Below are 26430 nucleotides of genomic sequence, written 5' to 3'. Positions count from 1 at the left end.
TGAGTATTCGGTCTTCTGAGCGCCAGCGGTATTGCGGTTGAGCGCCATCCGTCGCCGTGCGGGTTCGTGGGGTTGAGCGCCACCGGTTCGTGTCGGTGAGCGCCGGGTGCGGGGTTCGTAGGCTCCTCCTGCCGTGTGGCCTATCACGCGGCAGAAGGAGTGATTGGGATGGTACGCAAGATCAAAGCGAAGCTGGTGCTTCGGCTCCGCGAGGAGGGGTTCTCGGGCAGGCAGATCGCCGCGCAGGGCATGTCACGCCATAGCGTGACCGCGGTCATCGAGGCCGCCGAGCGGGAGGACGTCGGCTGGGACGACGTCGCCGACCTGGACGAGGCGCAGGTGTATGCCCGTCTGTTCCCGGGCCGCGGGGAGCATGAGAGCGTCCATGCGCAGCCGGACTGGCCGTCGGTGCATCGCGAGCTCGCCCGGGTCGGGGTGACGTTGAAGCTGCTCCATGGCGAGTACGTCGACCGATGCCGCGTCGAGGGGTCGACGGCGATGGGCTATGACCGGTTCTGCAAGAACTATCAGCAGCATGTCCTGGTCAGCGGGGCCGCGTCGCGGATCGGTCACAAGGCCGGGCAGAGCATCGAGGTCGACTGGTCCGGGCCGACGATGCAGCTGACCGATCCGGTGACCGGGCAGCAGCAGCGCGTCTACTTGTTCGTGGCCACGTTGCCGTTCTCCCGCTACGCGTTCGTCGAGCCGGCCCTGGATATGCGGCAGGACACGTGGCTGCGGGCGCATGTGGCGATGTTCGACTGGTTCGGCGGCTCCGTCCCGCGGATCGTTCCAGACAACCTGAAGACCGGCGTGATCAAACACCCCGCCGAGGGTGAGGTGGTCCTCAACGACGCCTACCGGGAGTTGGCTGCGCACTACTCGGCTGCGGTGCTACCCGGCAGGGTCCGGAAACCCAAGGACAAGGCCAGCGTCGAAAACACCGTCGCGCATGTCGCGACGTGGGTGATCGCCGGGCTCCGGGACCGCCGCTTCGCCACGCTGCCCGAGCTGCGCGCCGCGATCTACCAGCGGGTGGAGGCCTACAACCGTGAACCCTTCCAGAAACGCCAAGGCTCCCGGCTGAGTGTGTTCGAAGCGGAGGAGAAGCCGCTGCTGCGGCCGCTGCCCGCGGTCGCGTTCGAGATCAGCCGCTGGGTCTACGGGCGACGAGTCCAGAAGAATGGGCATGTCGTGTGGGAGAAGAACTTCTACTCCGTGCCGTATTCGCATATTGGTCGCAGTGTCGATCTGCGGGTCACCGACACGATGCTCGAGGTGTTCACCGGTCACACGCGGCTGACCAGCCACCTGCTCGCACCACCAGGCGTGTTCAACCAGTACCGCACCCACGACGCCGATCTGCCCGAGGGGCCGCGCTACCGGCAATGGGACGCGGCCAGGGTCCGCCAGTGGGCGGGCCGGGTCGGGGAGAACACGCTGACCGTGGTCAACCGGATCTTCGAGTCCGTCCCGGTCGATGAGCAGGGCCTCGATGCCGCGCTGGCGGTCCTGCGGCTCACTCGCCGCTACTCGACTGAACGCCTCGAAGCAGCCTGCCAGATCGCCTTGGCGTCCAGGGTCCGCTCGCCCCGCTACGCCCATCTGAGGCCGATCCTGGAAACCAACCAGGACCACACCCGCAGCCGAGGGCCGGGGATCGAACCGGAGAACGGCGGCGGTGGGCCGGTCGGGTACGTGCGTGGGGCCGACTACTACGGAGGCGCACGATGACCCGGATCGATACCGAGACCAAACGCAAGCTCCGCGAGATCGGCGCCACCTGCCTGGTCGACGCCCTGGAAACCCAGGACGACACCCTCACCCTCGGGATGGTGTTCGAAGAACGCATCAAGCTGGCCGTCGACGACGCCCACGCCACGTTCACCCACGGCAAGGTCGAAGGCCTGATCCGCCGGGCGGGGCTGCGTTACCCGAACGCGGACTTCCGCCGCCTCGACCTGGTCGAACAGCGTGGCCTCGACCGCGGGGTGATTGCCCAACTGGGCACCTGCACCTTCATCACCAGACAGCAGAACGTCGTGTTCCAAGGCTTCACCGGATCCGGGAAGTCCTACCTCGGCTCCGCGCTGGCGAAACAGGCCTGCCAGCACCGGTATCGGGCGCACTACATACGCATGCCCGACCTCGAAGAGGCCTGGGCTGCGGCCAGGGACCGGCCCGCCGGGAAGGAGAAGTTCCTCCGCAAATACGCCGCGTTCACGCTGCTCGTGATCGACGAATGGCTCCTCGACCCGCCCGACGACAGCACCCGCAGCATGCTCCTGGAACTGCTTGAACGCCGCTACGACGCAGTCTCCACCGTGTTCTGCACCCAGTACGCGAAGAAAGACTGGCACCAGCGCCTCGGCTCCGGAGTCCACGCCGATGCGATCATGGACCGCATCGTCCACAACACCATCTGGATCGAAACCGGCGGCACCAACATGCGCGAACACACCGCCACCGCATAACCCAGAGCCGGTGAGCGCCACCACGACCCCCGGTGGCGCTCACCGGCACTACCCCCGGCGCTCGACCCCAATATCCAGTGGCGCTCAAGCGCGATAACCAACGGCGCTCACACGGTCAAATACTCACTGGCTGACAGTCTCGCCGATGGCTACATCCCGCGCGAGGGGTATCTCGAGAGGCTCAGCCTGCTTCAGGAGAAGCAGGACCAGTGATCCTGCCCCGGCTGCCGAGGCATGAACCCTGGCTGCCGCAGGCGGGGGCTCTCGCGTCGCTGCGGGGGCGACAGTCATCAGATGTGCGGATGCCATGAACACGCTCGCGACGGACAGGATGAGGCCGCGCGGGGAGTCCGCGCAGAGGATCAGCAGCCGTGGGGCTCATGAAACATCTAACTCCCCGTGCCCGAGCATGCGAACAGGTCGGCAGTATCCGGACCCGACCGGCTGGCCGGCCCGAGCCGCCGCCGAGTCCTCGCCCATCAGGAGGGACGCCTCCCGAAATTGCCGGGCCGATGGTTTGCGTCAGCTTCCCTGCCGCTGATCAGCCCTTCCTGATCGATCAAGCCACCCGTCGGCTCCCATTCGGGCCAAGAAGGTGACTGGAGACGGCGGGCTTGCTCATTGCTCGCAGCTCGACACGAACTCCGCTATAGGCCCGAGCGCTCCTGCGCGGAGTTGGTAGTGCACCCAGCGGCCACGCTGGTCTCGTTCGAGAAGTCCGGATTCGACCAGCTTCTTGAGGTGGTGGGACAGGGTTGGCTGAGAGATGCCGAGTGCGTCGGGCAGGTGGCAGGCGCAGGCCGTGGTGTCTGGGGAGTCTGCAACCAATCGGAGCAACCTGAGCCTGACTGGATCTGCGAGCACTTTGAGCACGGCGGCCAGCCGCTCCGCGTCGGTAGCCGACATGAGTGCGTCATTGCTGGCGGGAGCGCACTCGAGGAGGGGCAGGGTACGGATCATGTCGAGAGCTTTCTCGTACTGCGTGCTGGTTCGTTGCGGCTGGAGGAGTTCGCCACCTGGCCCTGGAGCGGGTTCCCTCCGGTCATGCCCATCTCATCAAGGAGGTCGTGGACCCGCTCCGCGATGTCGTCTCGCATCAGCCGGACGCGATCTAGCCCCTCGATACCCTGATCTGCGGGGTCCGGGATGACCCAGGTGTCGATCGTTGCGCGCATGCCCTCGACGGCCTCCACACGGGCCTCGCTTCCAAGCACGATGATGCGGTCTGCGTCGGTCAGCATCTCTGGTTCGAGCCGGGTCGGAACCTGGTCGGACATGTCCGCGCCGAGTTCCGCGACCGCAGACGCGGACAGGTCGTGCACCTGCGCGTCCGGTGCAGTTCCTGCTGATCTGACGTTGACGCGCTCACCTGCGCCCTGCCGCATGATTGCGGCGGCGATCTGCGATTTGCCGGCGTTGTGGACGCACACGAAGAGGACGGTAGGCCTAGCCCGCTCAATGGGGGAAGGCTTCACCGACGTGTCAGCGGCCGCGAGATCCATCAGGTCCTCCCCTTGCACATCGACGGCTATCGATACGAACCATACCCCCATTCGCAACCGACCAAAGAATGCCCGCAGCCCTGGGACAGCCTTCTAGGCCGGCTTCAGTGTCACGCTGGTGTCGTAGAAGCTGACGCTTCCCCCCACAGGGCCGATCAGGCAGGTGTTCTTCAGGGTCGGGTCCGTCCACATCGCCGCGTTGGCGTGGACACCCTTGCGGCGCCGCTCCTCGCCCTCGACGACATGGCCGTTCGTGAACCACGAGGGCAGCGGTTGGCGAGTTCAGCAGCCGGAGGCTGGTGCGATCAGGCTCGGGTAGTCCGCGCCGAGTGCACCACTCACCTCACGAGCCACCGTGGGCAGGTAGGCCTTGACGGCGTTGGTGGCCCGCAGGTGGTTCATGATGACCTCGTTGGCCCGGACCTTCTCCTGGCTGCGGCGCAGCTGGTTGACCTGTTCCTGGCTCGGTGGCAGTCCGGCCTGTTGCGTCCGTACGAGACTGGCCTGCGGGCCACGGAGGGCCATCATGGTCTGTTGCGCCTCAAGGTCGTCGGCCAAGGCGTCGGTTGCGGCCCGGTAGGCGGCTACGGCGGGGGCTTGGCGGAGTGCGCGGCCGAACGTCAGGGCAGCGTCGTGGAGATCGGGGGTCAGCATGATTGCCTTCTCCTGTCAGCCGCAGCAGCCGCCGGAGCGGCTGTTGGCGGCAAAGTCGATGCCGACCTCAGCGGTCACGACGGATGCCGTGTCGCGACACACATCCTGGAACGCTGACATGGCCGCCGCGTAGGCGGCAACCGTCGGGACGCTGAGCATCGCTTCCTGGCTGCGCTCCAGGTCCGCGCGGTGGGCGTCGGTCAGGACTCCCACCGTGATCTCCGCCCGAAACTCCTGCTGGAGTTGTTCGAACGCGGCAATTGCGGCGTTCGCCTCGGCGTCGGTGGAGACGGCCTCGTCGGCGGCCAGCAGGGCGGTGAACTCGTTGCTGGACTTCAGCGCCGCACCGAACGCTCTAGCGGCGGCGTGCACCTCGGCTTCGGCGTCAGCCGGCGCCTGGAGGGTTGGATTCAGCATGTGGTCAGGGCTCCTCGTGGTGGGTCGGTGTGATGCGGTCGAAGACTGGGCCGTGCGCCGTGGTTTCCTAGGAGGCCAGGCGGGCGAGCCGCTTGGGTCCGATGGGTTCCTCGTGCAGCAGGGGGACGATGGCGAGCCGCTTGGCGCGGGCCCGTACGGAGTCGACAGGTCCTTGTTCCTGGATTGCCCGGTGACGGAGCAGGGGTGATGTGGTGGTGGCGGCGGCAAGCGACTGGTTGATCACCCAGGCCCAGGGCTGGATGCCGGCCCGCTTCAGGTCGTCCTCGAGGATGCCCGCCTCGAGGACGGGCGTGGTCTCCGGCAGCGTGACGAGCAGGATCCTGGTGTAGTCGGGGTCCTGGAGTCGCATCATGGGGGTGGCGTAGTGGGCGCCTTCGGGCATGTTGCGGGCGATCTCGCGGTGATAGGAGCCGGCGGCGTCCATGAGCAGCAGGGTGTGGCCGGTGGGCGCGGTGTCCATCACGACGAACGTGCGACGCGCTTGGTTGACCAGTCGGGAGAACTGCTTGAAGACCGCGACCTCCTCGGTGCAGGGGGACAGCAGGTCCTCGGCCAAGAGGGCCCGGCCAGCCTCATCAAGGTCTTTGCCCTTGGTGGCCATGACGTGATCGCGGTACTCCTGGACTGCCTGAGCGGGATTGACCTGCGACATGGTGAGGGTGGGTAGCGCGTCACCTTCCCCCATGGTGTGTGCCAGGCGCCCGGCAGGATCGGTGGTGGTGAGGTGGACCTCGTGGCCCAACTCGGCGAGGCGGGTGGCGACCGCCGCGGCGATGGTGGTCTTCCCGACGCCGCCCTTGCCCATGCACATGATGAGCCCATGCCCGGGGGCGGCAAGGTCGTCGACCATGTCGTTCAACGAGGGGGCGATGTCCTCACGCAAGTAGCTGACTGAGTCCATCGGAAGCGTCGTTGAGCCGTCGAACAATGACCGGAGCGCGGCGAGGCCGACCATGTTGTCGGGCTTGAGTTCGATGACATCGCGAGGGACCCCCGCCAACGAGGCCGGCATGTCGGCGACGGCGGCCTGCTCCCGTTCCCGGATGGCGACGACCAGGCTGTCGTCGGCTCCAGCGGTATCGGGGAGCACCCCGTTGATCACCACGTTGCTGGGCTTGATGCCGGTCTCGCTCAGTTCCTCGGCGGTCCGGGCGAGCTCGGCAAGGCTGGAGGCCTGCGCCCTGGCGACCAGCACCAGGCGGGTGACCGAAGGATCGGCCAGTGCCGTCACCGCTCCGCCGTAGAGGGTGCGTTGCTTCTCCAGTCCGGACAGGGGGCCCAGGCAGGAGGCGTCACCCTTGCCTGTGTCGAGGAAGCCGGTCCAGTCGCCGGGCAGCTTCAGGAGCCGGATGGTGTGACCGGTGGGGGCGGTGTCGAACAGGACGTGGTCGTAGTCGGCGACCAGCGTCGGGTCGGCCAGCAGTCCGGTGAACTCGTTGAACGATGCGATCTCGGTGGTGCATGATCCGGACAGCTGTTCGGTCATCTCGGCGATCTCACGTGCGGGCAGGAAGGCTCGAACGGGGCCGATGATTCGCTCACGGTAGTCGGCGGCGGCCTGTTCGGGGTCGATCTCCAGGGCGTCCAGGCCGGGGACCGACGTCACTGCCGTGATGGTGTTGCCGATCGTCTGGCCGAAAACCTGACCGACGTTGGACGCCGGGTCGGTGCTCACCAGAAGCACGCGACGTCCGGCTTCGGCGAGCTGCACCGCCGAGGCGCACGCGATCGAGGTCTTGCCCACGCCGCCCTTGCCGGTGAAGAAGAGGAAGCGCGTGGGACTGCTGAGGAATTTCATGTCCACAGCCTCAGCAACCGCCGCCGCCGCAGCAGGAGCCGCCACCCACGGTGGCCAAGCTGAAACGCGGACGAAGAGTGGGTGTGCCAAGGCCCGCGTAGCGGGCGAGCATCTCACGCGTGGGGTAACTGCCGGTCAGCACGGTCACGTCGTCAACCAGGACCAGGGGAAGCCCCTCCGATCCGGCCGCCTGAAGGAAGCTCATCACCGCTGGGCTCTCCACGAACGCCGTCGGGTCGTTGGCCAGGTTGTGCCGGGTGATGTCGACGCCCTGTTGCTTCACGTAGTCCAGGTCGGCGGAGAAGTTCACCAACGCCTGGTCCACGTCCTCACCACACACCCCGGTGTTGCAGCACAACGCTGGCTCGAAAACTCGGATATTGACCATGATTTCCTCTCGAAGACACATCGAAGACCGTCGATGTGAACTCTAGCCTAGTCGAATCGATGGAAGTCAATCTGGCGGGGGTGCCATGCCGGTGGGCGCTACTGCCAGGTTCCGCCGTACATGACCCTGGTGACGTTCGCGTCGTCGTCGAGGGCGACCAGGTCGGCTCTGGCTCCTGCTGCGACTCTTCCGACGTTGTGGAGGTTGAGGGTACTCGGCGGGAAGGATGGTGGCGCTGCGGACCGCTTGGGCAAGCGGGATTCCGTAGGCGACGGCGTTGCGTACCGCCCTGTCGAGGGTGAGGGTGCTGCCGGCGATGGTGTCGAGTCCGGTCAGTCGAGCCACCCGATCGCTGACCTCGACCGGCAGAGCGCCCAGCTGGTAATCGCCGTCCGGGGCCCCGGCGGCCGCCATGGCATCGGTGATCAGGACGACCCGGTTCGGCAGCAGGCGCATCGGGTAGGCCGCCAGTGCGGGACTCACGTGGATGCCATCGAAGATCAACTCGACCGTGGTCCGCGAGTCGTCCAGGAACGCCAGGATCGGCCCAGGGTCGCGGTGGCCCAGCGGTGACATCGCGCTGAAGATGTGGGTGACCCCTGTAGCGCCCACCTCGATGGCGGCCTTGGTGATGTTGTAGCTGGCGGCGGTATGACCGATGGCCGGAAGGCAGCCGTTGGCGAGCAACACCTGAATCGCATCCATGGCGCCCGGGAGTTCCGGTGCGATGGTCGCCATACTGATGGTGCCGCCGGCGGCGGCGAGTAAGGCGGCGACGGTGTCGGGGATCGGATCGGCCAGCAACTCTCCTCTCCCGAACACGTCCGCCGGGGTCACCGCAACCACCGGCTTCCCCACGACGCCGAAGAAGACCTTCAGGTCATACCAGGCAGCAAGCACAGAGTTCGGGCGCACCCGAGCCACCAGGAACTCCAGATAGGCATCCAGCAACGGGTCACCGAAGCTGCCCGGCGGCGCCCCCGTCACCCGATCAGCAGCAGGGAGCAAACACGGCAACAGCGACATTGAGGGCACCTCCACCCGATCCTGACACCCCCACCACAGAGGCGCCGGTCAATCAGAAGATCACCCACATATCAAGCATGAGAGTGAGGTCGGCGAGTGTCCGTGGCCGAGCCTCGGAGCCCGACCCGGGTTGACATTCGACGGCTTGAGCACCGCAGGGCACGACCTTGCACATCAGGGAGTTGGGTGGCGGTGTGTTCCTCCCAGGCGTCCTCGGGTGTTGATGCCGATGGAACCCAGGCGGGTCTGGCGGCGATCTTGCGGTGAGGTGGCGTCACGTTTCCCGGCCTACGTGACGAATGCCGCCCGCAGGGAGTGGGGCGCGAACCCCGACGCGCCAACCGGCCTGGGTGTGACTGTGACCGTCCTGGGGTCCAGCGACCTGCGTGGCCACACTGGGCCATCAGCTGCAGATCGTGGTTTCAGAGGTCGGCAGGTTCACACCACGCGCGGAACTCAGGCCGCGGCGGTCGTGACTCCACTCGCGCGGCGGCAGCGGCACGTCGTCGCAGGAGACGAGCTGCTGTCGCCGTCGGCAGCCGACGCTCACCGGATTCTCTGGGTGATCCGATGTAATACGCGGGTCGATCTGCGGCGTCAGAGGTGGAGCGGCTTGCCACCGCCCAGCGCGAGAACCAATGCTTCGCGGGACTTCCCCGACTTCCCCGGGTAGGCGATGTGTCCTTGACGGAACCTTGACCGGATGAGCATCGAAGGCAGACGACTGGGGCGTCATAGTGGTCCTACATTTCTACATGTTCTTAGGAGAAATCCGTGTTCGTTCGCCATGGCGGTCTGCGCCGCCCCCTGTTCCTCACCGTTCTTGTGATGGCCGCCTTGACGCTGACTGCCTGTGGGCAGGATGCACCGGCTGCTGGTTCGGCTGCGCCGTTGAGCAGTGCCGCCGCTACGCAGAGCGACGAGGGCGCTGCCGGTGAGGGAGGCACCGGACCTCAGGAGCCGATGGCGATCCGGGGCACGGTGTGGGTTGCCAACGAGGACGGTGATTCCTTGTCGGCCATCGACGCGGACACCGGTGTCGTGGTGACCACGGTGAGCGGGATCGAGAGTCCTCACAATGTTCAGGTGAGCCCTGATGGTGGCACGGTCTGGGCTGTCAGTGGTCACGCCAACGCTGTGGTGGCGCTGGATGCCGCGACGTATGAGCTGTTGGGGACCGCTCCGACCGGTGTGAGCCCTGCGCATGTGGTCGTTAGTCCTGATGGTGAGCAGGTCCTTGTCACCAACTCGGGGGATGACACGCTGAGCGTCTACGACGCCGAGTCGCTGGAGCTCCGGGCCACCGTTGACCTCAGTGCCGGGCCGCACGGCCTGCGTCCCACCCCGGACGGTGCGGCGGTGGTCGTGGCCAACACCACAGCGGGCACTGTCGACGTGGTCGACACTGACACCTATGAAGTCACCGCGACGATCCCGGTCGGGGACTCCCCTCCGCAGGTCGCTGTCGCACCGGACGGGCGGTACGCCTACGTGAGCCTGGTCGGGTCCAGTTCTGTGGTGAAGGTCGACCTGGTGGAGCAGAAGGTCACGGGATCGGTGTCGGTTCCGTCGCCGCCGGTCCAGCTGTACCTGACCGCGGACGGGACCCGCTTGCTGTCGGCCGACCAGGGAACCGAGGGCGCCCCTGGCAGTACCGTGTCCGTGATCGACTCGGCCTCCATGACCATCGAGGACACCATCGCCGCGGGGGCTGGCCCGCACGGGGTGGTTGTCGAACCGACCGGGCAGCGGGCCTGGGTGACCAACCTCTATGACGACACGGTCTCCGTGATCGACCTGTCGACCAACCAGACCGTCTCGACTGTGTCTGTGGGCGACAAGCCAAACGGCATCAGCTACAGCCCTCAATCGCCTACGCCCGGGCCCGCCACTACCAGCGTCACCGTCCCCGACTACGCCACCGGAGCCGAGGGCGGCCACGCGGAGCACTGACCCGGCTGGGCGACCCTCCATCCTGATCGACGGGGCGGTCCTCGAAATGGCAGCCGCTTCTCGGCCCGCAGTTCCACATCCGACATTGGGGGTGGAACCGATGCATGGATGGATGTAGAGGGAATCTTTACTCCGCAGGCGCGAGGATCCTTACACGTGACGGTCAAGCTTGTTGCATCGGGTGGTCACGGGACCACCCACTCGGTCCAGGAGGATAGACATGATGGGTTACGGCGGTTTTGGCGGTATGGGGTGGGGCGGCATGGTCGGCATGGTGCTGCTGTGGGCGGTGCTGATTGGTCTGGTGGTGTGGGCGGTGACCAGGCTCTTGCCGACGCGCCCCAACGGTGGCGGCATGCAGCCCGGGCCGGAGACACCGGAGGAGATCCTGGATCGTCGGTTCGCCCGCGGCGAGGTTGACGTCGAGACGTATCAGGTGCAGCGGGCTGCGCTGGCCTCGGCCCGGGGTGAACGCCGATGACTGGGCGGGGCCTGACTCAGGCCGGCCCACGCTGGCTGGCGTGGCTGGTGTTGGTGGTCGCGAGCGTGCTGTTCATAGCCTCGGTGGTCTTGGCCGCTTGGGGAGGTGCTCGCCCTTACCCTGGCGCTGCCGGTGTCGCGCCGAACTGGAACGGGCATGGTCCGATGATGGGAGCCAACGGTCGCGGGTGGGTCGGACCGTCGGGCGGAATGATGGGCGCCGGGGGCGGCTCCATGATGAGCGGCTCCATGATGGGCGGCGGGGTGTGGCTGGCCGGCGACGGCGTCCGGGTCGACACCATCACCCAGGCAAGGGCTCGCGCGACGCAGGCTGCGGCGGTCAGTGGGCTCATACCGGGCGAGGTGATGCAGTTCACCACCAACTTCTACGTCGAGTTGAGGGACGCCTCCGGTGAGGCCACCACCGAGGTGCTCGTGGACCCGGCCACCGGTGCGGTGTCCACCGAGTACGGGCCGGCCATGATGTGGAACACCGGCAGCCGGACCGCGGCCATGTCCGCTGATGAGGCCGTTGCGATCGCCGACGGCTGGCTGCAGACCAATGCCGCCGGTGAGACGGCGGCAGGGATGGCCATGGAGTATCCGGGGTACTACACCCTCGACACCGCCTCGGGCGGTACGACGGTGGGCATGCTGTCGGTCAACGCCACCACTGGGGCGGTCTGGTACCACACGTGGCACGGCCGGTTCGTCGGGGAGGAGGACGCTTGAGCGTGGGTTCTGCCAAGCAGCCGAGCATCCTGGTGGTTGACGACGAACCCAGCCTGGTCAGGGTGGTGGAGGGCTACCTGACCAAGGAGGGGTTCTCCGTGCGCACCGCCGGCGACGGCGAGACGGCGCTGGCAATGGCGCGGGAGTCAGAGCCTGACGTGGTTGTGCTCGACCTGGGACTGCCCGGCATCGACGGCGTCGAGGTATGCCGGCAGCTGCGGACGTTCAGCAGCTGCTACGTCCTGATGTTGACTGCGCGCGCCGACGAGGTGGACATGCTCATCGGGCTTGCGGTGGGAGCCGACGACTACGTCACCAAACCCTTCTCGGCCCGCGCACTGGTGGCGCGGGTCAGAACGCTGCTCCGGCGGCCACGCACCCCAGCCGACACCACGGCACAGGAAGCCCCTGAGGCACGTGTCTTCGGGGACCTGACAGTGGACGTTCCGGCGCGCGAAGCGCGCGTCGCGGGCTCACTGGTGGCGTTGACGCGCACGGAGTACGACCTGCTCGAGGCCTTGAGCGGGAGTCCCCGCATCGTGTTCACCCGACAACAGTTGCTCGACCGCGTCTGGAACGACACGACGGGCTCCGCCGCGAGCGACGAGCACCTCGTCGACATCCACGTCGGCCACCTCCGTCGCAAGCTCGGCGACGACCCCCGCGACGCCCGCTACGTCCTGACCATCCGCGGGGTCGGCTACCGGATGGGCCCGGGATGACCGCCCACCGAAAGGATCCGCGACTGGCACGACTCGCCCTGGCCCCCCGGCTCCTGCTCAACAACCTGCTCGTCATCCTGGCCGGCGCCGGCACCGTGCTCGTCGTAGTGCTCCTCGTCACCCCGTCGGTGTTCCAGCTCCACCTGGACAGGGCGGGCGTCGCCGCCGACTCGGAGGCCCTGCAACACATCCTGATGGCGATCCAGGACGCCGTCCTCGTGGCCGTGGGGATCGGCGTCGCCGCCGCAGCGTTCACGGCCGCCACCATCAGCTGGGTCGTGGCCCGCCGGCTCGCCGCTCCCGTGCGGGATGCCGCAGACACCAGCCGTCGACTGGCGCACGGAGACCTGGACGCCCGGGTGCTCGATCCCCGCATGGGCCCCGAGTTCGCCACCCTCGCCGCGTCGGTCAACGAGCTGGCCGAGCGACTCCAGGCCACCGAGACCACCCGCCGCGCACTCACCGCCGACCTGGCCCACCAGCTCCGCACCCCCATCGCCTCCATCGAAGCCACCATCGAGGCCGTCCGAGACGATGTACTGCCCGCCGATCACCAAACCTGGGACACCCTTGCCGCCCAGAGCGCGCGGCTCCGACGCCTGGTCGCCGACCTCGAGGTGGTCTCCCGCGCCGAGGAACGTCAACTGCTCCTCAGCGCCGAACCCGTTCCTGTCCCCACCATGATCCACGCGGCCGTTGCCGCGCATTCGGAGCGCTACCGGTCCGCCGGCGTCCGGATCGACGCCTCACTCGCTGACAGCACCCCTCGCGTGCTGGTCGACCCCGAACGAATCCAGGAAGTCCTCGGCAGCCTGCTCGACAACGCGCTCCGCTGCACCCCGGCCGGCGGCACCGTCACCATCGCCGGTCGGCCCAGCCCGTCCGGGGACTCGGCGGTCATCACGGTGACCGACAACGGCCTCGGCCTCACCCCCGCCGAAACAGGGCAGATCTTCCGCCGCTTCGCGAAAGCTGCCGACAGCCCCGGCAGCGGCCTCGGGCTGACCATCGCCCGCGCCATCGTCGAGGCCCACCACGGGACCCTCACCGCCGACAGCGCCGGCCCCGGCACCGGCGCCCGATTCACGATCACCCTCCCTGCCAGCGGTTCCCGGCGAACCCGCCACTGAAGGCAGGCGGAACTAGCAACACCAACTCCCTGAGCCTTGATCCACCCGTGGAGTGGCTCAGCATGGTGGAGGGACAGGAGGCGCCTGCTTCTGGCTTGGGATACAGGTGGCTACGACCAGAAAGCTCAGGCCAGGCCCGTCCGGGAGTTGGCCCTGGTGAAGAGTAGGCTCACCCGAGTCCACGCACCTACCCCGCACGCGGCGAGCACTTCCTCACCAGATGCGACAAGACACCGACGAGCGCTGAGCCAAGCACCAGGATTTCGCCGCCGATCGCCTGCCCAAGCCCCACTCTGAATCGTGGGACCCAGGCCCTCAGACTTCTTGATCAAAAGCGGAGGGGATAGTTGAACGGATCTACATTGTCGCGGGACAGTGGTCTTATCGGCCGGATCGACCGGCACCGACATGAAGGAGACCACAGCCCGGGCGGGGATCCCGCTGACTCGAGGCCCGCAACGCCGCATCAGGACGCGACGAGCGATGAAACCAACCCTCACTGTCACCACCTCACCAACGGTCAGGGATGGCCCCAGGCGCGTCCACGGCGGGCTCACCCCCAGGACTATAGAAGCTGCAAGGTGGTCAGGCAGGTGGGGCCCTCAGCGTCGGAGGAGAAGCGGCTCTCGGCGCGCTTCCCGTCCTTGGTGACGACGACGACGCCCGCGAGGTCCTTGGGGATCCAGAAACCGACGAAGCCGTTGGCGTAGGTGGTCGCGTCCTCGTCGACGAGCACCTCACCTGAATCGGTGGTGATCGTCACCTTCACGTCCGCCTCAGCCAATTCCCCTCGGCAGGTGCCGAGGTTGTGGAAGTAGCACTCATGAGTGGTGGTCTCGTACGGCGCGATCGACAGGTAGAACTCATCACCGTCGAGGGGCATCGAGGCCTCGATGGTGCCGTCGCTGAGCAGTACCTCGTCGTAGCGCACCGACGCGGCCAGCGGCAGCGGGCGCTGAGCGTCGAGCCGGTCGAGCGCCTCCACGACCTCGGCGCCGCTCTTCCCCACCAACCCGTGCGCCGCAAGCAACGCCCCCGCGTCCCCCGCCGCGACGCTCGGCGCCGCCGTCGACACGGAATCTCGCGGGGTCTCGGCAACCTCCGGGGTTGAGCAAGCCGACAGCGCCAAGACGGCGGCGAGCGGCACAGCGATACGAATGGTCAGATGATGGCGGCGCATGGGTGTCTCCAGGAGCTATGTGTCTTCAAGGAAGTCGAGGTCTCCGCGACTGAGCGCGGCACGGTTTCGGACAGGTCGTCCAACCAGAATGCCGCAATCGCTGAATGCGCCAGTCACACGCTTAGTCAAGATCAGATCAAGAAGATCACGAGGCGGGCGAAAGTGACACGATCCTCGTCTGGTATCATCGTCACATGACGATAACAACGACGGTTAAGGATGGATCCGCGGTCGGGGATCTGTCGGTGGCCGCTGCCTTCTTCCACGGCTTGTCCGATCCTTCGCGGCTGGCGATCCTGCAACACTTGACGTTGGGCGAGCATCGGGTGCGTGATCTGACAGCCCATCTCGGGTTGGCGCAGTCGACGGTGAGCGCCCACCTGGCGTGTCTGCGCGAGTGCGGCCTCGTGTCGTCGCGGCCGGAGGGTCGCGCGTCGGTCTTCTCGCTGGTGGGCGCCCCGGAGTTGCTGGCCGTCTTGGCGGCTGCGGAGCGCCTGCTTGAGTCGAGCGGGCAGGCTGTGGCGCTGTGTCCGAACTATGGGGTCGGCACCACCACGAACCCCTCCCCCGATCTGTTGAAGGCCCACGGGGCGGAGGCCCAGCGATGAACAGGCCAGCGATCAGCGGACGCGAACACGGGAACACCGCAAACACCGAGAGCGCGTGCGGCTGCGAGGCACCCGCAGGCGCCAGCAGTGATGATGACGACGCGGTGGAGCATCTGTGGCAGGTCCGCGACATCCAGTTCGGGCTGGCCTCTGGGGTGCTGCTGCTGGCCGGCTTCGTCTCCGGACTGCTGGGCTGGGAGGTTGCCGAGCTGGTGTTGAGCGTCGCGGCGCTTCTGGTGGGGGCGTCGACGTTCGTGCCCGGAGCGTTGAAGAGGCTGGCGCGCGGCAAGGTCGGGGTCGGGCTCCTGATGACCATCGGCGCAGTCGGCGCAACTGCTCTGGGGCAGATCGAGGAGGCGGCGATGCTGGCCTTCCTGTTCTCCCTGGCCGAAGGTTTGGAGGACTACTCGCTGGCCAAGACCAGACGCGGGTTGCGGGCGCTGCTGGGTCTGGTTCCGCGTGAGGCGACGATCAGGCGCAACGGTCGGGATGTGGTGCTGAGCCCCGACGATCTGGTGGTCGGGGATCTGATGATCGTGAAGCCGGGCGAGCGGGTGGCCACCGACGGTGACATCCGGGCCGGCAGGACGGCGGTGGACACCTCCGCCATCACCGGCGAATCGATGCCCGTCGAGGTGGGCCCAGGGGACCCCGTGTTCGCCGGTTCCGTCAACGGCTCCGGCGTCCTCGAGGTCGAGGTCACGGCCGCGGCCAGGGACAACTCTCTTGCCCGGATCGTGCACATCGTGGAGGCCGAGCAGTCCCGGAAGGGCGACACGCAGCGGCTGGCCGACCGGATCGCCACGCCCCTGGTGCCGGGCATCCTGATCGCCGCCACCCTGACCGTCATGGCGGGCTTCCTGCTCGGGGAACCGGCGGTGTGGCTGCAGCGGGCCCTGGTGATGGTGGTGGCCGCCTCCCCGTGTGCGCTGGCGATCTCCGTTCCCGTGACCGCGGTGGCGTCCATCGGCGCGGCCAGCCGTCGCGGGATCCTGATCAAGGGGGGCGCCGCACTGGAGAGCCTCGGCAAGGTCCGCACCATCGCCCTGGACAAGACCGGCACCCTGACCCGCAACCAGCCGGCCGTCGCCGACGTCGCACCCGCCGACGGCTACTGCCCAGCCGAAGTACTCGGCCTGGCCGCCGCGCTCGAGGCGCGAAGCGAACACCCGCTCGCCCGCGCAATCCTGGCAGCCGCCGACGACGTGCGCGCAGCCGATGAGGTGACCGCCGAGGTCGGATCCGGGCTCACCGGCCGCATGGACGGGCGCAGCCTCCGGCTGGGACGCCCCGGTTGGATCGACCCCGGCCCACTGACCGCGCACGTGACCCGCATGCAGGACGCCGGCGCCACCGCAGTCATCGTGGAAGTCGACGGCATCCCCGTAGGAGCGATCGCCGTCCGCGACGAACTACGCCCAGAAGCCCCCGAAGTCATCGCGCAACTCCGCGCGGACGGCTACACCATCGTCATGCTCACCGGCGACAACGGCGCAACCGCGCGCGCCATCGCACGGGAGGCCGGGATCAGCGAGGTGTACGCCGACCTGCGCCCCGAGGACAAGTCCGCGATCATCGAGCGGCTCCGCCGGGAAGGCCACTCGACAGCGATGGTCGGCGACGGCGTCAACGACGCCCCCGCGCTCGCCACCGCCGACCTCGGCATCGCGATGGGGGCGATGGGCACCGACGTGGCCATCGAGACCGCCGACGTGGCGCTGATGGGCGACGACCTACGGCTGCTCCCCCACGCGCTGGACCACGCCCGACGTACCCGTCGCATCATGCTCCAGAACGTGATCCTCTCGATCGCACTCATCACGATCCTCATCCCAGTCGGGCTCTTCGGAGTACTCGGGTTGGCAGCCGTCGTCCTCGTCCACGAAGTCGCGGAGGTATTCGTGATCGGCAACGGCATCCGGGCAGGACGCAGCACCGCCCTGTCCCCGATCACCGCACCTATCCGTCGGTCAGAACCCGCGATGGTCCCAGCATGAGCGACACCCACGACCACACCCACGCGAATCCGGGGACCAACCGGACCAGGCTGGCGATCGCGTTCGGGATCACCGCCACCATCCTGATCGCCGAGGTCATCGGCGCATGGTGGACCAACAGCCTCGCCCTCCTCGTCGACGCCGGGCATATGCTCACTGACGCCTCCGGCCTGCTGATGGCACTGATCGCCGCCTCCCTGGCCCTGCGGCCGCCCACACCGGAGCGGACCTGGGGATACCGTCGCGCGGAGGTGCTGGCCGCCGGCGCCCAGTCCGCGATCCTCCTCGCCGTCGGGATCTACGCTTTCATCGAAGGGGTCCGTCGGCTCTTCGACCCGGCAGAGGTCACCGCTGGCGGGCTGCTGGTGTTCGGGATCGTCGGACTCGTCGGCAACATCGTCGCCATGCTTGTCCTGGGCGCGGGCCGCGCCGCGAACCTCAACATGCGTGCCGCGTTCCTCGAAGTGGTCAACGACGCCCTCGGATCCGTGGCGGTCATTATCAGCGCGATCGTCATCTCGCTCACCGGATGGACCCGGATCGACGCCATCGCCGGGATGCTGATCGCCGCCCTGATCGTCCCCCGCGCGATCACGATCCTCAAGGAAGCCGGGGGGATCCTGCTCGAATCCACCCCCAGAGGCCTGAACCTCGACGACGTCCGCGGACACATCCTCCAGGTCCCGCACGTGATCGGGGTGCACGACCTGCACGCCTCCACCATCGCCACCGGGCTACCGGTCCTCACAGCCCACGTCGTCGTCGAAGAAACCTGCTTCGCCCAGGGCCACGTCTCCCAGAAGCTTCGGGACCTCCAAACCTGCGTCGCCGAACACTTCGACGTCAGCGTCGAACACTCCACCTTCCAGATCGAAGCCCCCTCCCATAGCGCACTGGAACGCCACTCACACCACTGAAACAACGCTCATGGGAATCCGGTTGGCCCCGACGAAGGCTGGCAGTCGACGCCGTGAACACGGCGGAAGGACGTAGGATCGGGCATCGCACACCTCCCCGAGGGCGCCCATCCACCGCCGAGAATCAAGGAAGGTCAGACATGAGACAGTCAGGGCGCCACCCCTCAGCCCGGTGGGTGAGTCACCTCGCCTTGGTCCTCACCGTGATGATCCTGACCGGTTGCTCAAGTGGATCGGGCCAGGCGGGAGTGTTTGACTCAGCAGGTTTTCAAGGAGGTGACGGTTCAGTGACCATTGTCCCTGCCGAGCAGCGGCGATCGGCCCCAGAGCTGGCCGGGGAAACCTTGGACGGTGCACCGCTGACCACTGCAGACTTCCCGGGCCAACTCCTGGTGCTCAACGTTTGGGGATCATGGTGCGCCCCCTGCCGGTCTGAAGCACCCGCCCTCGTCGAAGCGGCCGCCCAACTGCCGGGGGTGCAGTTCATCGGCATAAACACCCGCGACCTCAACCCGGCCCCGGCGCAGGCGTTCGTTCGGGCCTTCGACATCCCCTACCCCAACATCTACGACCCCGACGGTGCGCTCCTGCTCGAGTTCGGGCAGCTTCCACCCAAGGCTATCCCCAGTACTTTGGTCATCGATTCTGAAGGGCGGGTCGCTGCACGGATACTCGGTGAGACCACCGCCTCGACGTTGGTCGGCATCATCGAAGACGTCACGGCGGCGGAATGATCCCTCTCGAGTCCTGGGTAAGCCAAGCGATGTCATCGTCACTGCTCCTGGGGATCCCTGTCGCCATGCTCGCCGGTGTCATCTCTTTCGCCTCGCCCTGCGTCTTGCCCCTGCTCCCAGGCTACCTGTCGTTTGCCTCTGGTCTTGGGGCCCACGAGATCACTCAAGGAACCGGCAACCGACGACTCCTGCTCCTGGGAACCCTGGGATTCGTGCTCGGGTTCGCCGTCGTTTTCGTCCTCACAGGGGCCCTCCTGGGTGGCCTCGGAGCCGTCCTACTCACCTACGAGCGCATCATCACGATCGCTGCCGGAATCCTGATCATCCTGATGGGGCTGGGCTTCCTCGGCTGGATCCCCCTGCCCGCGCAGCGACGCCCGCAAACCGCCCGCGCCGGAGCCCTCGCCTCCCCCCTACTCGGGATAGCCTTCGGCCTCGGCTGGACCCCTTGCATCGGCCCCACCCTGTCTGTGGTTCTCACCCTCGCCCTCAACGAGGGCTCGGCCGCCCGTGGCGGGCTGCTGGCCTTCTGGTACGCAATCGGCCTTGGCCTGCCCTTCCTCGCCTTCGCGGCTTCGTTCACCACATTCGCTCCCCATTTCGAGTGGCTCAAGCGCCACCAACGCGCCCTGCAGCGTGCCGGTGGTGGGCTGCTCATTGTGGTTGGGATATCCATGGTCACCGGCCTGTGGGCCATCCTCGTTGCCTACCTGCGACAGTGGGCCTCAACATTCGGGACCATCCTGTGAACATGGGGCACCCGAAGGAAACCCTCATCACGTTGGCCAGCACCTCCGATCCCATGCTTCGGGCGCCGGCTCACCTCCGGAGCCACGGGCTGGTGATACCCCAACCCACATGGCCAGGACGGTGCTCACCGTGGTCAGGGGGTGACCGTGGCGATGCGAAGACGGCGCCCCAGCCACCAGGCCACCACACCGAAGACCGCGAATCCAGCGATGTTCCAGCTTGCTGCCTCGGCCCAGGGATCGATTTTACCCCGCGTAGCTCCGCCAGGAGGAGGTGAACATCGCGTCTGCACGGACCTCATCGAAGCGCTGGAAAAGGAATCGCCCAAATGAAAGAGTTCCTCAAGTGCTACCAGTGCGCTGACGCGTCCGACGACCGCTGGGCCCTGCTACTAGGAACTCGCAGCCCTGACGGCAGGAAGGGGACCGACTTGCCCGTCAACCCAGCTAGACACCTACAGGCACTTGCGCCGCCACACAGGGCTGGGACTGCCAGGCTGATGCCGGCCAGGCATAGAGCCCTGATCGGGACACCAACGGCTGCCTCTCGATCAGCCAGCGGGCGAACTCACGTAGAGGTGCTCGCGAAAACTGGAGCGCACCACGCCCGCAGGGCTGATCCGGTGGACCCCCAAGGCATCACTGGAGGCGCGTGGTGACCTCGTCGAGGAGTTCCTTCGGGTCGAGCCACATGGAGGGGTAGTTGCCATTCCAGCGTTGGACGCCATCGCCGTCGATGAGGACGAAGCCGTGGCCGGGCATCCCGGGGTGCATGCCCTTGTCGAGGACGTCGTACGCCTTCGACACGGTCCCGTCGTCGAGGAGATAGGGGGTGGTGACGCCGAACTGCTGCATGTCGGGCAGGATCTGCTCGGCGCTGTTCATGACGATTGGCAAAACCTCGATGCCCGCCTCGGCGAAGCCGGGATCCTTCTCGATCTCGGCCATCTGCATGGTGCAGGATGCGCAGCCGGCGCCTTCGTTGAAATAGATCAGCACCGGGTTGGGTCGCAGGTCGCTGAGAGTGACGCTGGTGCCGGCTGTGGTGGTGAGGGTGAAGTCGGGTGCGAGGCGCTGGGTGTCGCCCTGCTCGGGGATGGCGGACCACAGCCCGTAACCGACGACGACGACGACGATCAGGGTCACTACTCCGCCGATGATCCGGCTCCAGGTGCGGCGCTTCGTGTCGCGGCGCGTCTCGGCCTCCTGGCGGGCTTTGAGTTGCTCGCGCCGTGAGGGTGCGGGGTTCGTGGGGGTCATCGTGGCTCCAGGGAGAGTGTCGTCGGAGTGCTGGCTCCTTCGGGCGCGGGGGTCGGTGCGAGTTGGGTGTCGCAGCAGTCATGGACGGCGGCGGTGGGCTTGGCGTGTCGGCGGTCGCGAAGGGTGGCGATGACGAACACGGCCACCAGTGCGAGCAGTGCCAGTCCGAGGACGGCCTCGGGGATAGGGGCGGTGATCGCGATCAGCCAGGCGAAGACCTCGGAGAGCCAGGCGCCCATGCCGACCAGCGGGGCGTCGGCGCCGGTCATCTCGGTGGCGCCGGCTTGGCCGATCACGAGGATGCCCATGATCACGAACCCGACGGCGACCAGCAGGTTGACGGTGTTGGTGGCCAGCGTGAAGCGGCCCAGGTTGATCCGGATGGGCTTGGCGCGGAGGCTGCGCATCCGCTCGGGTCGCTTGTCCCACAGCAGTGCCATCACGAACAGCGGGATCACCATCCCGAACACGTAGGCCAGACCGAGCACCAGCCCACCGACGGGCGAGCCGGACAGCGCCGACAGGGTCATCACGCCCGCCAGGACCGGCGCGCAGCAACTGGAGGCGATGCCGGAAAACACGCCGAGGCTGAAGAAGGTGGCAGTGTCACCGCGTGCGGTGTCAGGCGCCCGGAGGAACGACGGCATCGACCACATCGCCCCCGACAACGCCAACAGGCCGAGTCCGATCATCAACAGGCCGCCGGCCCAGTAGAGAACCACGTGGTACTTGGCAATGGCGCCGGCGATCAGGCTGACCCCCATGGTGATCGGGACCAGGACCGCCGACAGTCCGGCGGCGAACACGAAGGTCAGCGGGATCAGGCGCCAACGGCGGTTCTTCGCCGCCGCAGCCAGATAGCTGGGAGCAAGGAAGACGATGCAGCACGGGGCGAACAGCGCGACGCCGCCGGCGAGGAACGCCGCCAGGACCCCTCCCGCGCTGAGCAAGTCGGCACCCATCAGCGGGCACCGAGGCGGTCGACGAGCCGCGCCAGCTTGCCTCGCGGAATGCGGCCGGCGTGGAAGTACCTGCCCGCCACCAGGGTCAGCGGGAAACTCCCAGGGCGGTGCTCGGCGATCAGCGCCTCACCTTGCGGTGACTCCGCCGGCACTGCCGTCAGCCGCAACAATCCTGCACGGTCCAGAGCGTTGAGGCGTTGATGGGCGTCGTCGCAGAAGTGACAGGCGGGGGTGGTCACCAGGGTGACGTTGACCACCTGGGTCGGTGCGGTCGGCGGTGCTGGCGCCGGAATCTCGTTCACGATCCCATCCTCAACCCTCCAGATCAGGGAACGGTTCAGCCCGGGTCAAGGTTCGGCCAAGAACACTCCCCCAGCACCGTGAGGGGGGTGGGGTGGCGGGCGGGCGTGTGGCAATAATGGCTGTATGGCTGAGCCCCGCAGGTCGAGTGTGTTGGTGATCGACGACGAGCGCCCGCTGGCAGGGATCGTCGCCTCCTACCTCAACAAGGCAGGCTTCGACACCGCCCTGGCCTACACCGGCCCGGACGGCGTCTCCTCGGCGCAAGACCTGGACCCCGACGTCATCATCCTTGACCTGGGCCTACCCGGCATCGACGGCATCGAGGTGTGCCGCCAGATCCGGCTGTTCTCCGACTGCTACATCCTGATGCTGACCGCCCGGGCCGACGAGGTCGACAAACTGATCGGCTTGTCGGTGGGCGCCGACGACTACCTGACCAAACCGTTCAGCCCCCGCGAGCTCATCGCCCGCGTCAACACCGTGCTGAGACGCCCGCGCCGCCAGACCCACGTCGCACAACTGACCGCGCCGCGCGAGTTCGGGCGGCTGCGGGTGGACGCGGAGGGCCGCGACGTGTGGGTCGACGACCAGCAGGTGGGGCTCACCCGCACCGAGTTCGACATCCTCGACGCACTCTCAGCCCGACCCAACGTGGCGCTGAGCAGGCGGCAGATCATCGACGCGGTGTGGGGCCCGGGCTGGGCCGGCGACGACCACGTCGTCGACGTCCATGTGGCAAATCTCCGCAAGAAGCTCGACGACCCGCCCGCGGAACCGCGCTACATCCTCACCGTCCGCGGCGTCGGATACCGGATGGGACCAGGGCGATGACCAGGCTGCGCGGTCTCGTGGGCCGGATGCGGTGGGGCACCCGCACCTTCCTCACCCAGGCCCTGGTGGTGGCAGTCGGCGTGATCACCGCCGCCCTGGTCGCTGTGGTGGTCGGGCCCCCACTGTTCCACGAACACCTGCAACAACTCGGTCACGCGGACGGAACTGCCGAGATGGGGCATGTGGAGCAGGCGTTCCTCGACGCTGGCGTCAGATCGCTGGGCATCGGACTGGTGGTGGCACTCACGCTGGCTATCGGCCTGGCCTGGATCGAGACCAGGCGGCTGCGCCGCCCACTGGAACAACTGACCGCAGCCGCCGCCCAGCTCGAGGCAGGCGACTACACCGCCCGCGTCCCCCAGAGTGGAACAAGTCCCGAGTTCACGGCCGTCGCCGACGCGTTCAACGACATGGCCAGCCGCCTGGACTCCACCGAGACCAGCAGACGGCGGCTTCTCTCCGACGTGGCACACGAGCTCCGCACCCCCCTGGCCACGCTGACCGCTGAGCTGGAGGCCGTCATCGACGACGTGGTCCCCTGGGACCACGACAGCCAACAGCTGCTCACCCTCCAGGCCGCCCGGCTCAAGAAGATCGCCGCCGACCTCGACGACGTATCCCGCGCCGAGGAAGGCCGATTCACCCTCGACACCCATACCCAGCCGGTCTGGGACCTCATCGAGCCCGCCGTCGCCACCGTCGCCACCCGATACCAGGCCAAGGGAGTCGTCTTGTCCGCGGACTCCGACCCGGGCTCCGTCGCAGCGGATCCGCAGCGGGTGGGACAGATCCTCGGCAACCTCCTCGACAACGCGCTGCGGCACACCCCCATCGGGGGGATCGTGCGCCTCAGCGCGCGCGAGTCCAGGGACGAGGTGGTGATCACGGTCACCGACACCGGTGACGGCCTCACCCCCGACCAGATCGCCAAGGTGTTCGACCGGTTCTACCGCGCTGACACGGCACGGGCCCGCGATGCGGGCGGTTCCGGGATCGGGCTGACCATCGCCCGCAGCCTCGCCCTGGCTCACGGCGGCTCACTGACAGCCGCCAGCCCCGGCCCCGGACACGGCTCGATCTTCACCCTGCACCTGCCCACCGCGCCAGCACCTGAGCGGGTCTTGATCGATTCTTGACCTTACACGGGTTGGCTCTTGAGCTGATCGTTCATAGCCTCGACGTTAGGACCGGCGGCCCCCGTCGGCCAGGAATGGAGCATCTTTCATGACACGCACTAAGCGGATCACTGCCACTTTGGCGGGGCTGGTCCTGACGGCCACCCTGGCGGCCTGCGCGGACCAGGGCGCCACTCCCCCGACGGCGACCACCTCCCCGACAGGCAGCACCTCCGCCACGGCCACTGAGTCCGAGTCGGCGTCGGCGAGCGCCTCATCTGAGGTGTCCGCCGACCACAACGACCAGGACACCACGTTCGCGCAGATGATGATCATCCATCACGAGGGCGCCATCGAAATGTCCCAGCTGGCGATCGAACGCGCCGAAACACCCGAGGTCGTGGCCCTCGCGGAGCGCATCGCCGAGGCACAAGGCCCCGAGATCGAGGAGATGACCGCCTGGCTCAGCGCCTGGGGTGAAGACGTCTCCCCCGGTGGGCATGGCGGCATGGACATGGGCGGCATGGACATGAACGGAATGAGCCAGGAGGAGATGATGACCCAACTCGACGGCATGTCCGGCGCCGACTTTGATCAGGCGTTCCTCGAGGCCATGATCGCCCACCACGAGGGTGCGATCGGGATGTCCGAGCAGCAGTTGGCCGAGGGGCAGAACCCGGATGCTCTCATGTTGGCGGAGAAGATCATCGCCGACCAGCAGACTGAGATCACCGAGATGCAGGAGATGCTCACCAGCCTCTGACCAACCCAGGCGTGCAAGCGATGAGGCGCCCGTCCAGCCGTTGTGGCTGGGCGGGCGCTTCGTCGGTTGCCCTGGTTGGCGCGAACGCCGTACCTGGCGGGGTTAGGCGGCTGGGTTGCTGGCGAGATGCTCGGCGTCGAAGAGGTCCTGGCAACGTCGGCAGCAGAAGTAGAACCGCTGGCCTTCGACGTCGCGGAACAGTCCCGCCGCCTCCGCGGTGGACTTCAGCGTGCTGGTCCCGCGGACCGTGCAGGTGACCAGCTCGTCGCCTGGGCCCGCCACCACGTCATGTTGACAGTGATGGCCCCCACCCTGACCGCCGCCGGCGTGACCGCCGCAGCAGCCTCCCTCCTGCTGGTTCCCGTGCTGGTGTCCATGCTCGTGATTGCACATGTGCTTGGTTTCCTTTCATTTCATTGTGGTGTTGATCATCGGGTGGGCGAGGCGCTGTGGTGCCCCTCGTGGTCCTCGGTGCCGGACGCGCTGGCGGAAGCGGCCGGTGTGGGGGTGTCTTGTTCGCTGGAGGTGGCGGGGTTGAACAGTGGCCCGATCACGAACGCGGACAGGGCGAACAGGCCGGTGAACACCGCTATGCCAATCGCAGGGGCCTTCCAGGTGCTGAACCGGCGATGCAGCCGTCGCAGCAGGGGGATGCTCAACGCCAACCCGACCACGTAGAGCAGCGTGTTGCCGAGGAATCCCGTCAGGAGCGCGGCCCCGGCCAGGAACCCGATGTGGTGCATCACGTGCGGCGCCAGGCCCATCAACGCACCGAGGGTGGCCCGTGTGCCGGCCCAGAGCGCACCCCAGAAGCCGCGACGCCCCCCTGTCATGCCTGGGGTGGTATCGGTGATCGTGTCCATCGCGCCGCTCACCGTCCGACCGGATGGGGGCTGGGGACAGCCGACGAGGGGTCGGCGGCGGAGACGTTTGAGACTGGAGCAGCAGGATGGAACGTGTCTCGGAGGATCAGGGCGGCGCCGAGGATGATGCTGGCGATGCCGATCAGCTGCGCCTCTGTGAGATCGAGCACGACGTGTGGGTTGATGCGGACCATCTCGGCGAGGAGGCGGGCCGCTCCGCTGAGCATCAGATAGGACCCGAACACGGCCACCGGCCGCAGTCTGCGGCCCAGCGCCCACAAGATGCCGGCGATCAGGAATGCACCGGCCGCTTCATATAGCTGGACCGGGTGCACCGGAACGTCGACCGGCACCACTCCGTTGGGGAACGCCATCCCCCAGGGCAGATCGGTGGGCGTGCCGTAGGTGCCGTCCCCGGCCAGGAAGCAGCCGATCCGGCCGATGCCGTAGGCCACCGACAGCGGCGCCGCCATCGCGCCCGCCACCCGTCCAAGGGGGAGGTCGTGGCGTCGGGTCATCACGATCACCGCGATCGCCCCCGCGATCAGGCCCCCGTACCAGACGAACCCGGACCCGCCGAACAGGTGCCAACTGAAGTTGTCCCAGTTCGCGATCAGGTAGTACACCTTCGCGCCGACGAACCCCCACACCGTCGCCCACAACGCGATCGAGTGCGCCAGCTCCTTGTCGTAACCGATCCGCGTGAACGCGCGCCCCAACAGGAACGCGCCGACCAGCAGCGCCAGCGCCTTACTCAGCCCATAGGACTGGATCCCCACACCAAATATCGAGAACACCTCAGGCCACACAGCCCACTCCCATCGTCAAAGAAGTTCCAGGCGCACGACGTG

Annotated in this window: 29 protein-coding genes; 15 read left to right on the top strand and 14 right to left on the bottom strand. The window is 67.3% G+C overall.

The window, feature by feature from the left end; all coding sequences use genetic code 11:
• Positions 1-168 precede the first annotated feature (168 nt).
• Positions 169-1734: an IS21 family transposase gene (istA, locus tag ACZK5N_RS14005; RefSeq protein ID WP_459017646.1), complete on the top strand. Its 1566-nt coding sequence runs from the start codon at positions 169-171 to the stop codon at positions 1732-1734.
• On the top strand, positions 1731-2474 hold the full coding sequence (locus ACZK5N_RS14000) for an ATP-binding protein (RefSeq protein WP_459017647.1): 744 nt from the start codon (positions 1731-1733) through the stop codon (positions 2472-2474). The genes istA and ACZK5N_RS14000 overlap by 4 nt, the downstream gene beginning before the upstream one ends.
• Before the next feature lie 618 nt (positions 2475-3092).
• Here ACZK5N_RS14000 and ACZK5N_RS13995 read toward each other — a convergent pair.
• The 7 genes from ACZK5N_RS13995 to ACZK5N_RS13965 form a co-directional block, all read right to left on the bottom strand.
• Entirely contained in the window at positions 3093-3434 is a 342-nt protein-coding gene (locus tag ACZK5N_RS13995) for an ArsR/SmtB family transcription factor (protein WP_459017648.1), read from the bottom strand.
• Positions 3431-3976 carry an arsenate-mycothiol transferase ArsC gene (locus ACZK5N_RS13990; RefSeq protein ID WP_182782075.1) on the bottom strand — a complete coding sequence of 182 codons (546 nt, stop codon included), beginning with the start codon at positions 3974-3976 and terminating at the stop codon, positions 3431-3433. Before ACZK5N_RS13990 ends, ACZK5N_RS13995 begins: the two co-directional genes overlap by 4 nt.
• A gap of 282 nt (positions 3977-4258) precedes the next feature.
• The gene (locus ACZK5N_RS13985; RefSeq protein WP_182799174.1) at positions 4259-4630 is read right to left on the bottom strand and encodes a YlbF family regulator; all 372 of its coding nucleotides are present in this window, start codon (positions 4628-4630) and stop codon (positions 4259-4261) included.
• A gap of 15 nt (positions 4631-4645) precedes the next feature.
• Positions 4646-5047 (bottom strand): YlbF family regulator, encoded by a 402-nt coding sequence (locus ACZK5N_RS13980; RefSeq protein WP_182782073.1) that lies wholly within the window; start codon positions 5045-5047, stop codon positions 4646-4648.
• 67 nt (positions 5048-5114) lie between these two features.
• The gene (gene arsA, locus ACZK5N_RS13975) at positions 5115-6866 is read right to left on the bottom strand and encodes an arsenical pump-driving ATPase (RefSeq protein ID WP_459017649.1); all 1752 of its coding nucleotides are present in this window, start codon (positions 6864-6866) and stop codon (positions 5115-5117) included.
• 10 nt (positions 6867-6876) lie between these two features.
• The gene (gene arsD, locus ACZK5N_RS13970) at positions 6877-7254 is read right to left on the bottom strand and encodes an arsenite efflux transporter metallochaperone ArsD (protein WP_182782071.1); all 378 of its coding nucleotides are present in this window, start codon (positions 7252-7254) and stop codon (positions 6877-6879) included.
• A 66-nt stretch (positions 7255-7320) separates the two neighbouring features.
• Entirely contained in the window at positions 7321-8280 is a 960-nt protein-coding gene (locus ACZK5N_RS13965) for a hypothetical protein (RefSeq protein WP_459017650.1), read from the bottom strand.
• A gap of 774 nt (positions 8281-9054) precedes the next feature.
• On the opposite strand from ACZK5N_RS13965, the gene ACZK5N_RS13960 reads away from it, so the two are divergent.
• The 5 genes from ACZK5N_RS13960 (at position 9055) to ACZK5N_RS13940 (ending at position 13297) form a co-directional block, all read left to right on the top strand.
• The gene (locus ACZK5N_RS13960; protein ID WP_459017653.1) at positions 9055-10233 is read left to right on the top strand and encodes a YVTN family beta-propeller repeat protein; all 1179 of its coding nucleotides are present in this window, start codon (positions 9055-9057) and stop codon (positions 10231-10233) included.
• Positions 10234-10453: 220 nt separating this feature from the next.
• A complete protein-coding gene (locus ACZK5N_RS13955; RefSeq protein ID WP_459017654.1) occupies positions 10454-10714 on the top strand; it encodes an SHOCT domain-containing protein in 261 nt (86 codons plus the stop codon).
• A gap of 164 nt (positions 10715-10878) precedes the next feature.
• A complete protein-coding gene (locus ACZK5N_RS13950; RefSeq protein ID WP_459017655.1) occupies positions 10879-11445 on the top strand; it encodes a hypothetical protein in 567 nt (188 codons plus the stop codon).
• A 2-nt stretch (positions 11446-11447) separates the two neighbouring features.
• Positions 11448-12167: a response regulator gene (locus ACZK5N_RS13945; RefSeq protein ID WP_459020435.1), complete on the top strand. Its 720-nt coding sequence runs from the start codon at positions 11448-11450 to the stop codon at positions 12165-12167.
• Positions 12164-13297: a HAMP domain-containing sensor histidine kinase gene (locus ACZK5N_RS13940; RefSeq protein WP_459017656.1), complete on the top strand. Its 1134-nt coding sequence runs from the start codon at positions 12164-12166 to the stop codon at positions 13295-13297. The genes ACZK5N_RS13945 and ACZK5N_RS13940 overlap by 4 nt, the downstream gene beginning before the upstream one ends.
• A gap of 565 nt (positions 13298-13862) precedes the next feature.
• Here the strand turns inward: ACZK5N_RS13940 and ACZK5N_RS13935 are convergent.
• A complete protein-coding gene (locus ACZK5N_RS13935) occupies positions 13863-14477 on the bottom strand; it encodes a CueP family metal-binding protein (protein WP_182782063.1) in 615 nt (204 codons plus the stop codon).
• A 194-nt stretch (positions 14478-14671) separates the two neighbouring features.
• Between ACZK5N_RS13935 and ACZK5N_RS13930 the strand changes: the two genes are divergently transcribed.
• The 5 genes from ACZK5N_RS13930 (at position 14672) to ACZK5N_RS13910 (ending at position 19482) form a co-directional block, all read left to right on the top strand.
• Positions 14672-15085 (top strand): ArsR/SmtB family transcription factor, encoded by a 414-nt coding sequence (locus ACZK5N_RS13930; protein WP_459017657.1) that lies wholly within the window; start codon positions 14672-14674, stop codon positions 15083-15085.
• The gene (locus tag ACZK5N_RS13925; RefSeq protein ID WP_459017658.1) at positions 15082-17082 is read left to right on the top strand and encodes a heavy metal translocating P-type ATPase; all 2001 of its coding nucleotides are present in this window, start codon (positions 15082-15084) and stop codon (positions 17080-17082) included. Before ACZK5N_RS13930 ends, ACZK5N_RS13925 begins: the two co-directional genes overlap by 4 nt.
• Positions 17079-17999: a cation diffusion facilitator family transporter gene (locus ACZK5N_RS13920; protein ID WP_459017659.1), complete on the top strand. Its 921-nt coding sequence runs from the start codon at positions 17079-17081 to the stop codon at positions 17997-17999. The genes ACZK5N_RS13925 and ACZK5N_RS13920 overlap by 4 nt, the downstream gene beginning before the upstream one ends.
• Positions 18000-18139: 140 nt before the next feature.
• Positions 18140-18733, top strand: coding sequence for a TlpA family protein disulfide reductase (locus tag ACZK5N_RS13915; RefSeq protein ID WP_073186929.1), 594 nt, complete (start codon positions 18140-18142; stop codon positions 18731-18733).
• A 29-nt stretch (positions 18734-18762) separates the two neighbouring features.
• Entirely contained in the window at positions 18763-19482 is a 720-nt protein-coding gene (locus ACZK5N_RS13910; protein WP_459017660.1) for a cytochrome c biogenesis CcdA family protein, read from the top strand.
• A 639-nt stretch (positions 19483-20121) separates the two neighbouring features.
• Here ACZK5N_RS13910 and ACZK5N_RS13905 read toward each other — a convergent pair.
• The 3 genes from ACZK5N_RS13905 to ACZK5N_RS13895 are packed head-to-tail and all read right to left on the bottom strand — an operon-like array spanning position 20122 to position 22006.
• A complete protein-coding gene (locus tag ACZK5N_RS13905; RefSeq protein WP_458993599.1) occupies positions 20122-20742 on the bottom strand; it encodes a peroxiredoxin family protein in 621 nt (206 codons plus the stop codon).
• Positions 20739-21704, bottom strand: a complete 966-nt coding sequence (locus tag ACZK5N_RS13900; protein WP_458993598.1) for a cytochrome c biogenesis CcdA family protein — start codon at positions 21702-21704, stop codon at positions 20739-20741. Before ACZK5N_RS13900 ends, ACZK5N_RS13905 begins: the two co-directional genes overlap by 4 nt.
• On the bottom strand, positions 21704-22006 hold the full coding sequence (locus ACZK5N_RS13895) for a glutaredoxin (protein ID WP_459017661.1): 303 nt from the start codon (positions 22004-22006) through the stop codon (positions 21704-21706). The genes ACZK5N_RS13900 and ACZK5N_RS13895 overlap by 1 nt, the downstream gene beginning before the upstream one ends.
• A gap of 124 nt (positions 22007-22130) precedes the next feature.
• On the opposite strand from ACZK5N_RS13895, the gene ACZK5N_RS13890 reads away from it, so the two are divergent.
• From ACZK5N_RS13890 to ACZK5N_RS13880, 3 genes are all read left to right on the top strand, one after another.
• Complete coding sequence (locus tag ACZK5N_RS13890) at positions 22131-22838, top strand: response regulator transcription factor (RefSeq protein WP_078919647.1); 708 nt, start codon at positions 22131-22133, stop codon at positions 22836-22838.
• Positions 22835-23974: a sensor histidine kinase gene (locus ACZK5N_RS13885; RefSeq protein WP_459017662.1), complete on the top strand. Its 1140-nt coding sequence runs from the start codon at positions 22835-22837 to the stop codon at positions 23972-23974. Before ACZK5N_RS13890 ends, ACZK5N_RS13885 begins: the two co-directional genes overlap by 4 nt.
• A gap of 88 nt (positions 23975-24062) precedes the next feature.
• On the top strand, positions 24063-24716 hold the full coding sequence (locus tag ACZK5N_RS13880; RefSeq protein ID WP_459017663.1) for a DUF305 domain-containing protein: 654 nt from the start codon (positions 24063-24065) through the stop codon (positions 24714-24716).
• A 102-nt stretch (positions 24717-24818) separates the two neighbouring features.
• On the opposite strand, the gene ACZK5N_RS13875 is transcribed toward ACZK5N_RS13880, so the two are convergent.
• The 3 genes from ACZK5N_RS13875 to ACZK5N_RS13865 all read right to left on the bottom strand — a co-directional run bounded on the left by ACZK5N_RS13875 (position 24819) and on the right by ACZK5N_RS13865 (position 26388).
• Complete coding sequence (locus tag ACZK5N_RS13875) at positions 24819-24998, bottom strand: hypothetical protein (RefSeq protein ID WP_068752814.1); 180 nt, start codon at positions 24996-24998, stop codon at positions 24819-24821.
• Positions 24999-25144: 146 nt separating this feature from the next.
• Positions 25145-25579, bottom strand: a complete 435-nt coding sequence (locus ACZK5N_RS13870; RefSeq protein WP_459017664.1) for a hypothetical protein — start codon at positions 25577-25579, stop codon at positions 25145-25147.
• A gap of 8 nt (positions 25580-25587) precedes the next feature.
• Positions 25588-26388, bottom strand: a complete 801-nt coding sequence (locus ACZK5N_RS13865) for a prolipoprotein diacylglyceryl transferase (RefSeq protein WP_459017665.1) — start codon at positions 26386-26388, stop codon at positions 25588-25590.
• Positions 26389-26430: the final 42 nt, after the last annotated feature.

This window comes from Tessaracoccus pujii (assembly GCF_055326215.1).
This window is presented reverse-complemented; position numbering and strand designations above follow the sequence as displayed.

Bases quoted from the DNA above. Each gene is read 5' to 3' on its own strand.
- istA (WP_459017646.1), top strand. From the start codon at position 169: ATGGTACGCAAGATCAAAGCGAAGCTGGTGCTTCGGCTCCGCGAGGAG.
- ACZK5N_RS14000 (WP_459017647.1), top strand. From the start codon at position 1,731: ATGACCCGGATCGATACCGAGACCAAACGCAAGCTCCGCGAGATCGGC.
- ACZK5N_RS13995 (WP_459017648.1), bottom strand. From the start codon at position 3,434: ATGATCCGTACCCTGCCCCTCCTCGAGTGCGCTCCCGCCAGCAATGAC.
- ACZK5N_RS13990 (WP_182782075.1), bottom strand. From the start codon at position 3,976: ATGGATCTCGCGGCCGCTGACACGTCGGTGAAGCCTTCCCCCATTGAG.
- ACZK5N_RS13985 (WP_182799174.1), bottom strand. From the start codon at position 4,630: ATGCTGACCCCCGATCTCCACGACGCTGCCCTGACGTTCGGCCGCGCA.
- ACZK5N_RS13980 (WP_182782073.1), bottom strand. From the start codon at position 5,047: ATGCTGAATCCAACCCTCCAGGCGCCGGCTGACGCCGAAGCCGAGGTG.
- arsA (WP_459017649.1), bottom strand. From the start codon at position 6,866: ATGAAATTCCTCAGCAGTCCCACGCGCTTCCTCTTCTTCACCGGCAAG.
- arsD (WP_182782071.1), bottom strand. From the start codon at position 7,254: ATGGTCAATATCCGAGTTTTCGAGCCAGCGTTGTGCTGCAACACCGGG.
- ACZK5N_RS13965 (WP_459017650.1), bottom strand. From the start codon at position 8,280: ATGTCGCTGTTGCCGTGTTTGCTCCCTGCTGCTGATCGGGTGACGGGG.
- ACZK5N_RS13955 (WP_459017654.1), top strand. From the start codon at position 10,454: ATGATGGGTTACGGCGGTTTTGGCGGTATGGGGTGGGGCGGCATGGTC.
- ACZK5N_RS13950 (WP_459017655.1), top strand. From the start codon at position 10,879: ATGATGGGAGCCAACGGTCGCGGGTGGGTCGGACCGTCGGGCGGAATG.
- ACZK5N_RS13940 (WP_459017656.1), top strand. From the start codon at position 12,164: ATGACCGCCCACCGAAAGGATCCGCGACTGGCACGACTCGCCCTGGCC.
- ACZK5N_RS13935 (WP_182782063.1), bottom strand. From the start codon at position 14,477: ATGCGCCGCCATCATCTGACCATTCGTATCGCTGTGCCGCTCGCCGCC.
- ACZK5N_RS13930 (WP_459017657.1), top strand. From the start codon at position 14,672: ATGACGATAACAACGACGGTTAAGGATGGATCCGCGGTCGGGGATCTG.
- ACZK5N_RS13925 (WP_459017658.1), top strand. From the start codon at position 15,082: ATGAACAGGCCAGCGATCAGCGGACGCGAACACGGGAACACCGCAAAC.
- ACZK5N_RS13920 (WP_459017659.1), top strand. From the start codon at position 17,079: ATGAGCGACACCCACGACCACACCCACGCGAATCCGGGGACCAACCGG.
- ACZK5N_RS13915 (WP_073186929.1), top strand. From the start codon at position 18,140: ATGAGACAGTCAGGGCGCCACCCCTCAGCCCGGTGGGTGAGTCACCTC.
- ACZK5N_RS13910 (WP_459017660.1), top strand. From the start codon at position 18,763: ATGTCATCGTCACTGCTCCTGGGGATCCCTGTCGCCATGCTCGCCGGT.
- ACZK5N_RS13905 (WP_458993599.1), bottom strand. From the start codon at position 20,742: ATGACCCCCACGAACCCCGCACCCTCACGGCGCGAGCAACTCAAAGCC.
- ACZK5N_RS13900 (WP_458993598.1), bottom strand. From the start codon at position 21,704: ATGGGTGCCGACTTGCTCAGCGCGGGAGGGGTCCTGGCGGCGTTCCTC.
- ACZK5N_RS13890 (WP_078919647.1), top strand. From the start codon at position 22,131: ATGGCTGAGCCCCGCAGGTCGAGTGTGTTGGTGATCGACGACGAGCGC.
- ACZK5N_RS13885 (WP_459017662.1), top strand. From the start codon at position 22,835: ATGACCAGGCTGCGCGGTCTCGTGGGCCGGATGCGGTGGGGCACCCGC.
- ACZK5N_RS13880 (WP_459017663.1), top strand. From the start codon at position 24,063: ATGACACGCACTAAGCGGATCACTGCCACTTTGGCGGGGCTGGTCCTG.
- ACZK5N_RS13870 (WP_459017664.1), bottom strand. From the start codon at position 25,579: ATGGACACGATCACCGATACCACCCCAGGCATGACAGGGGGGCGTCGC.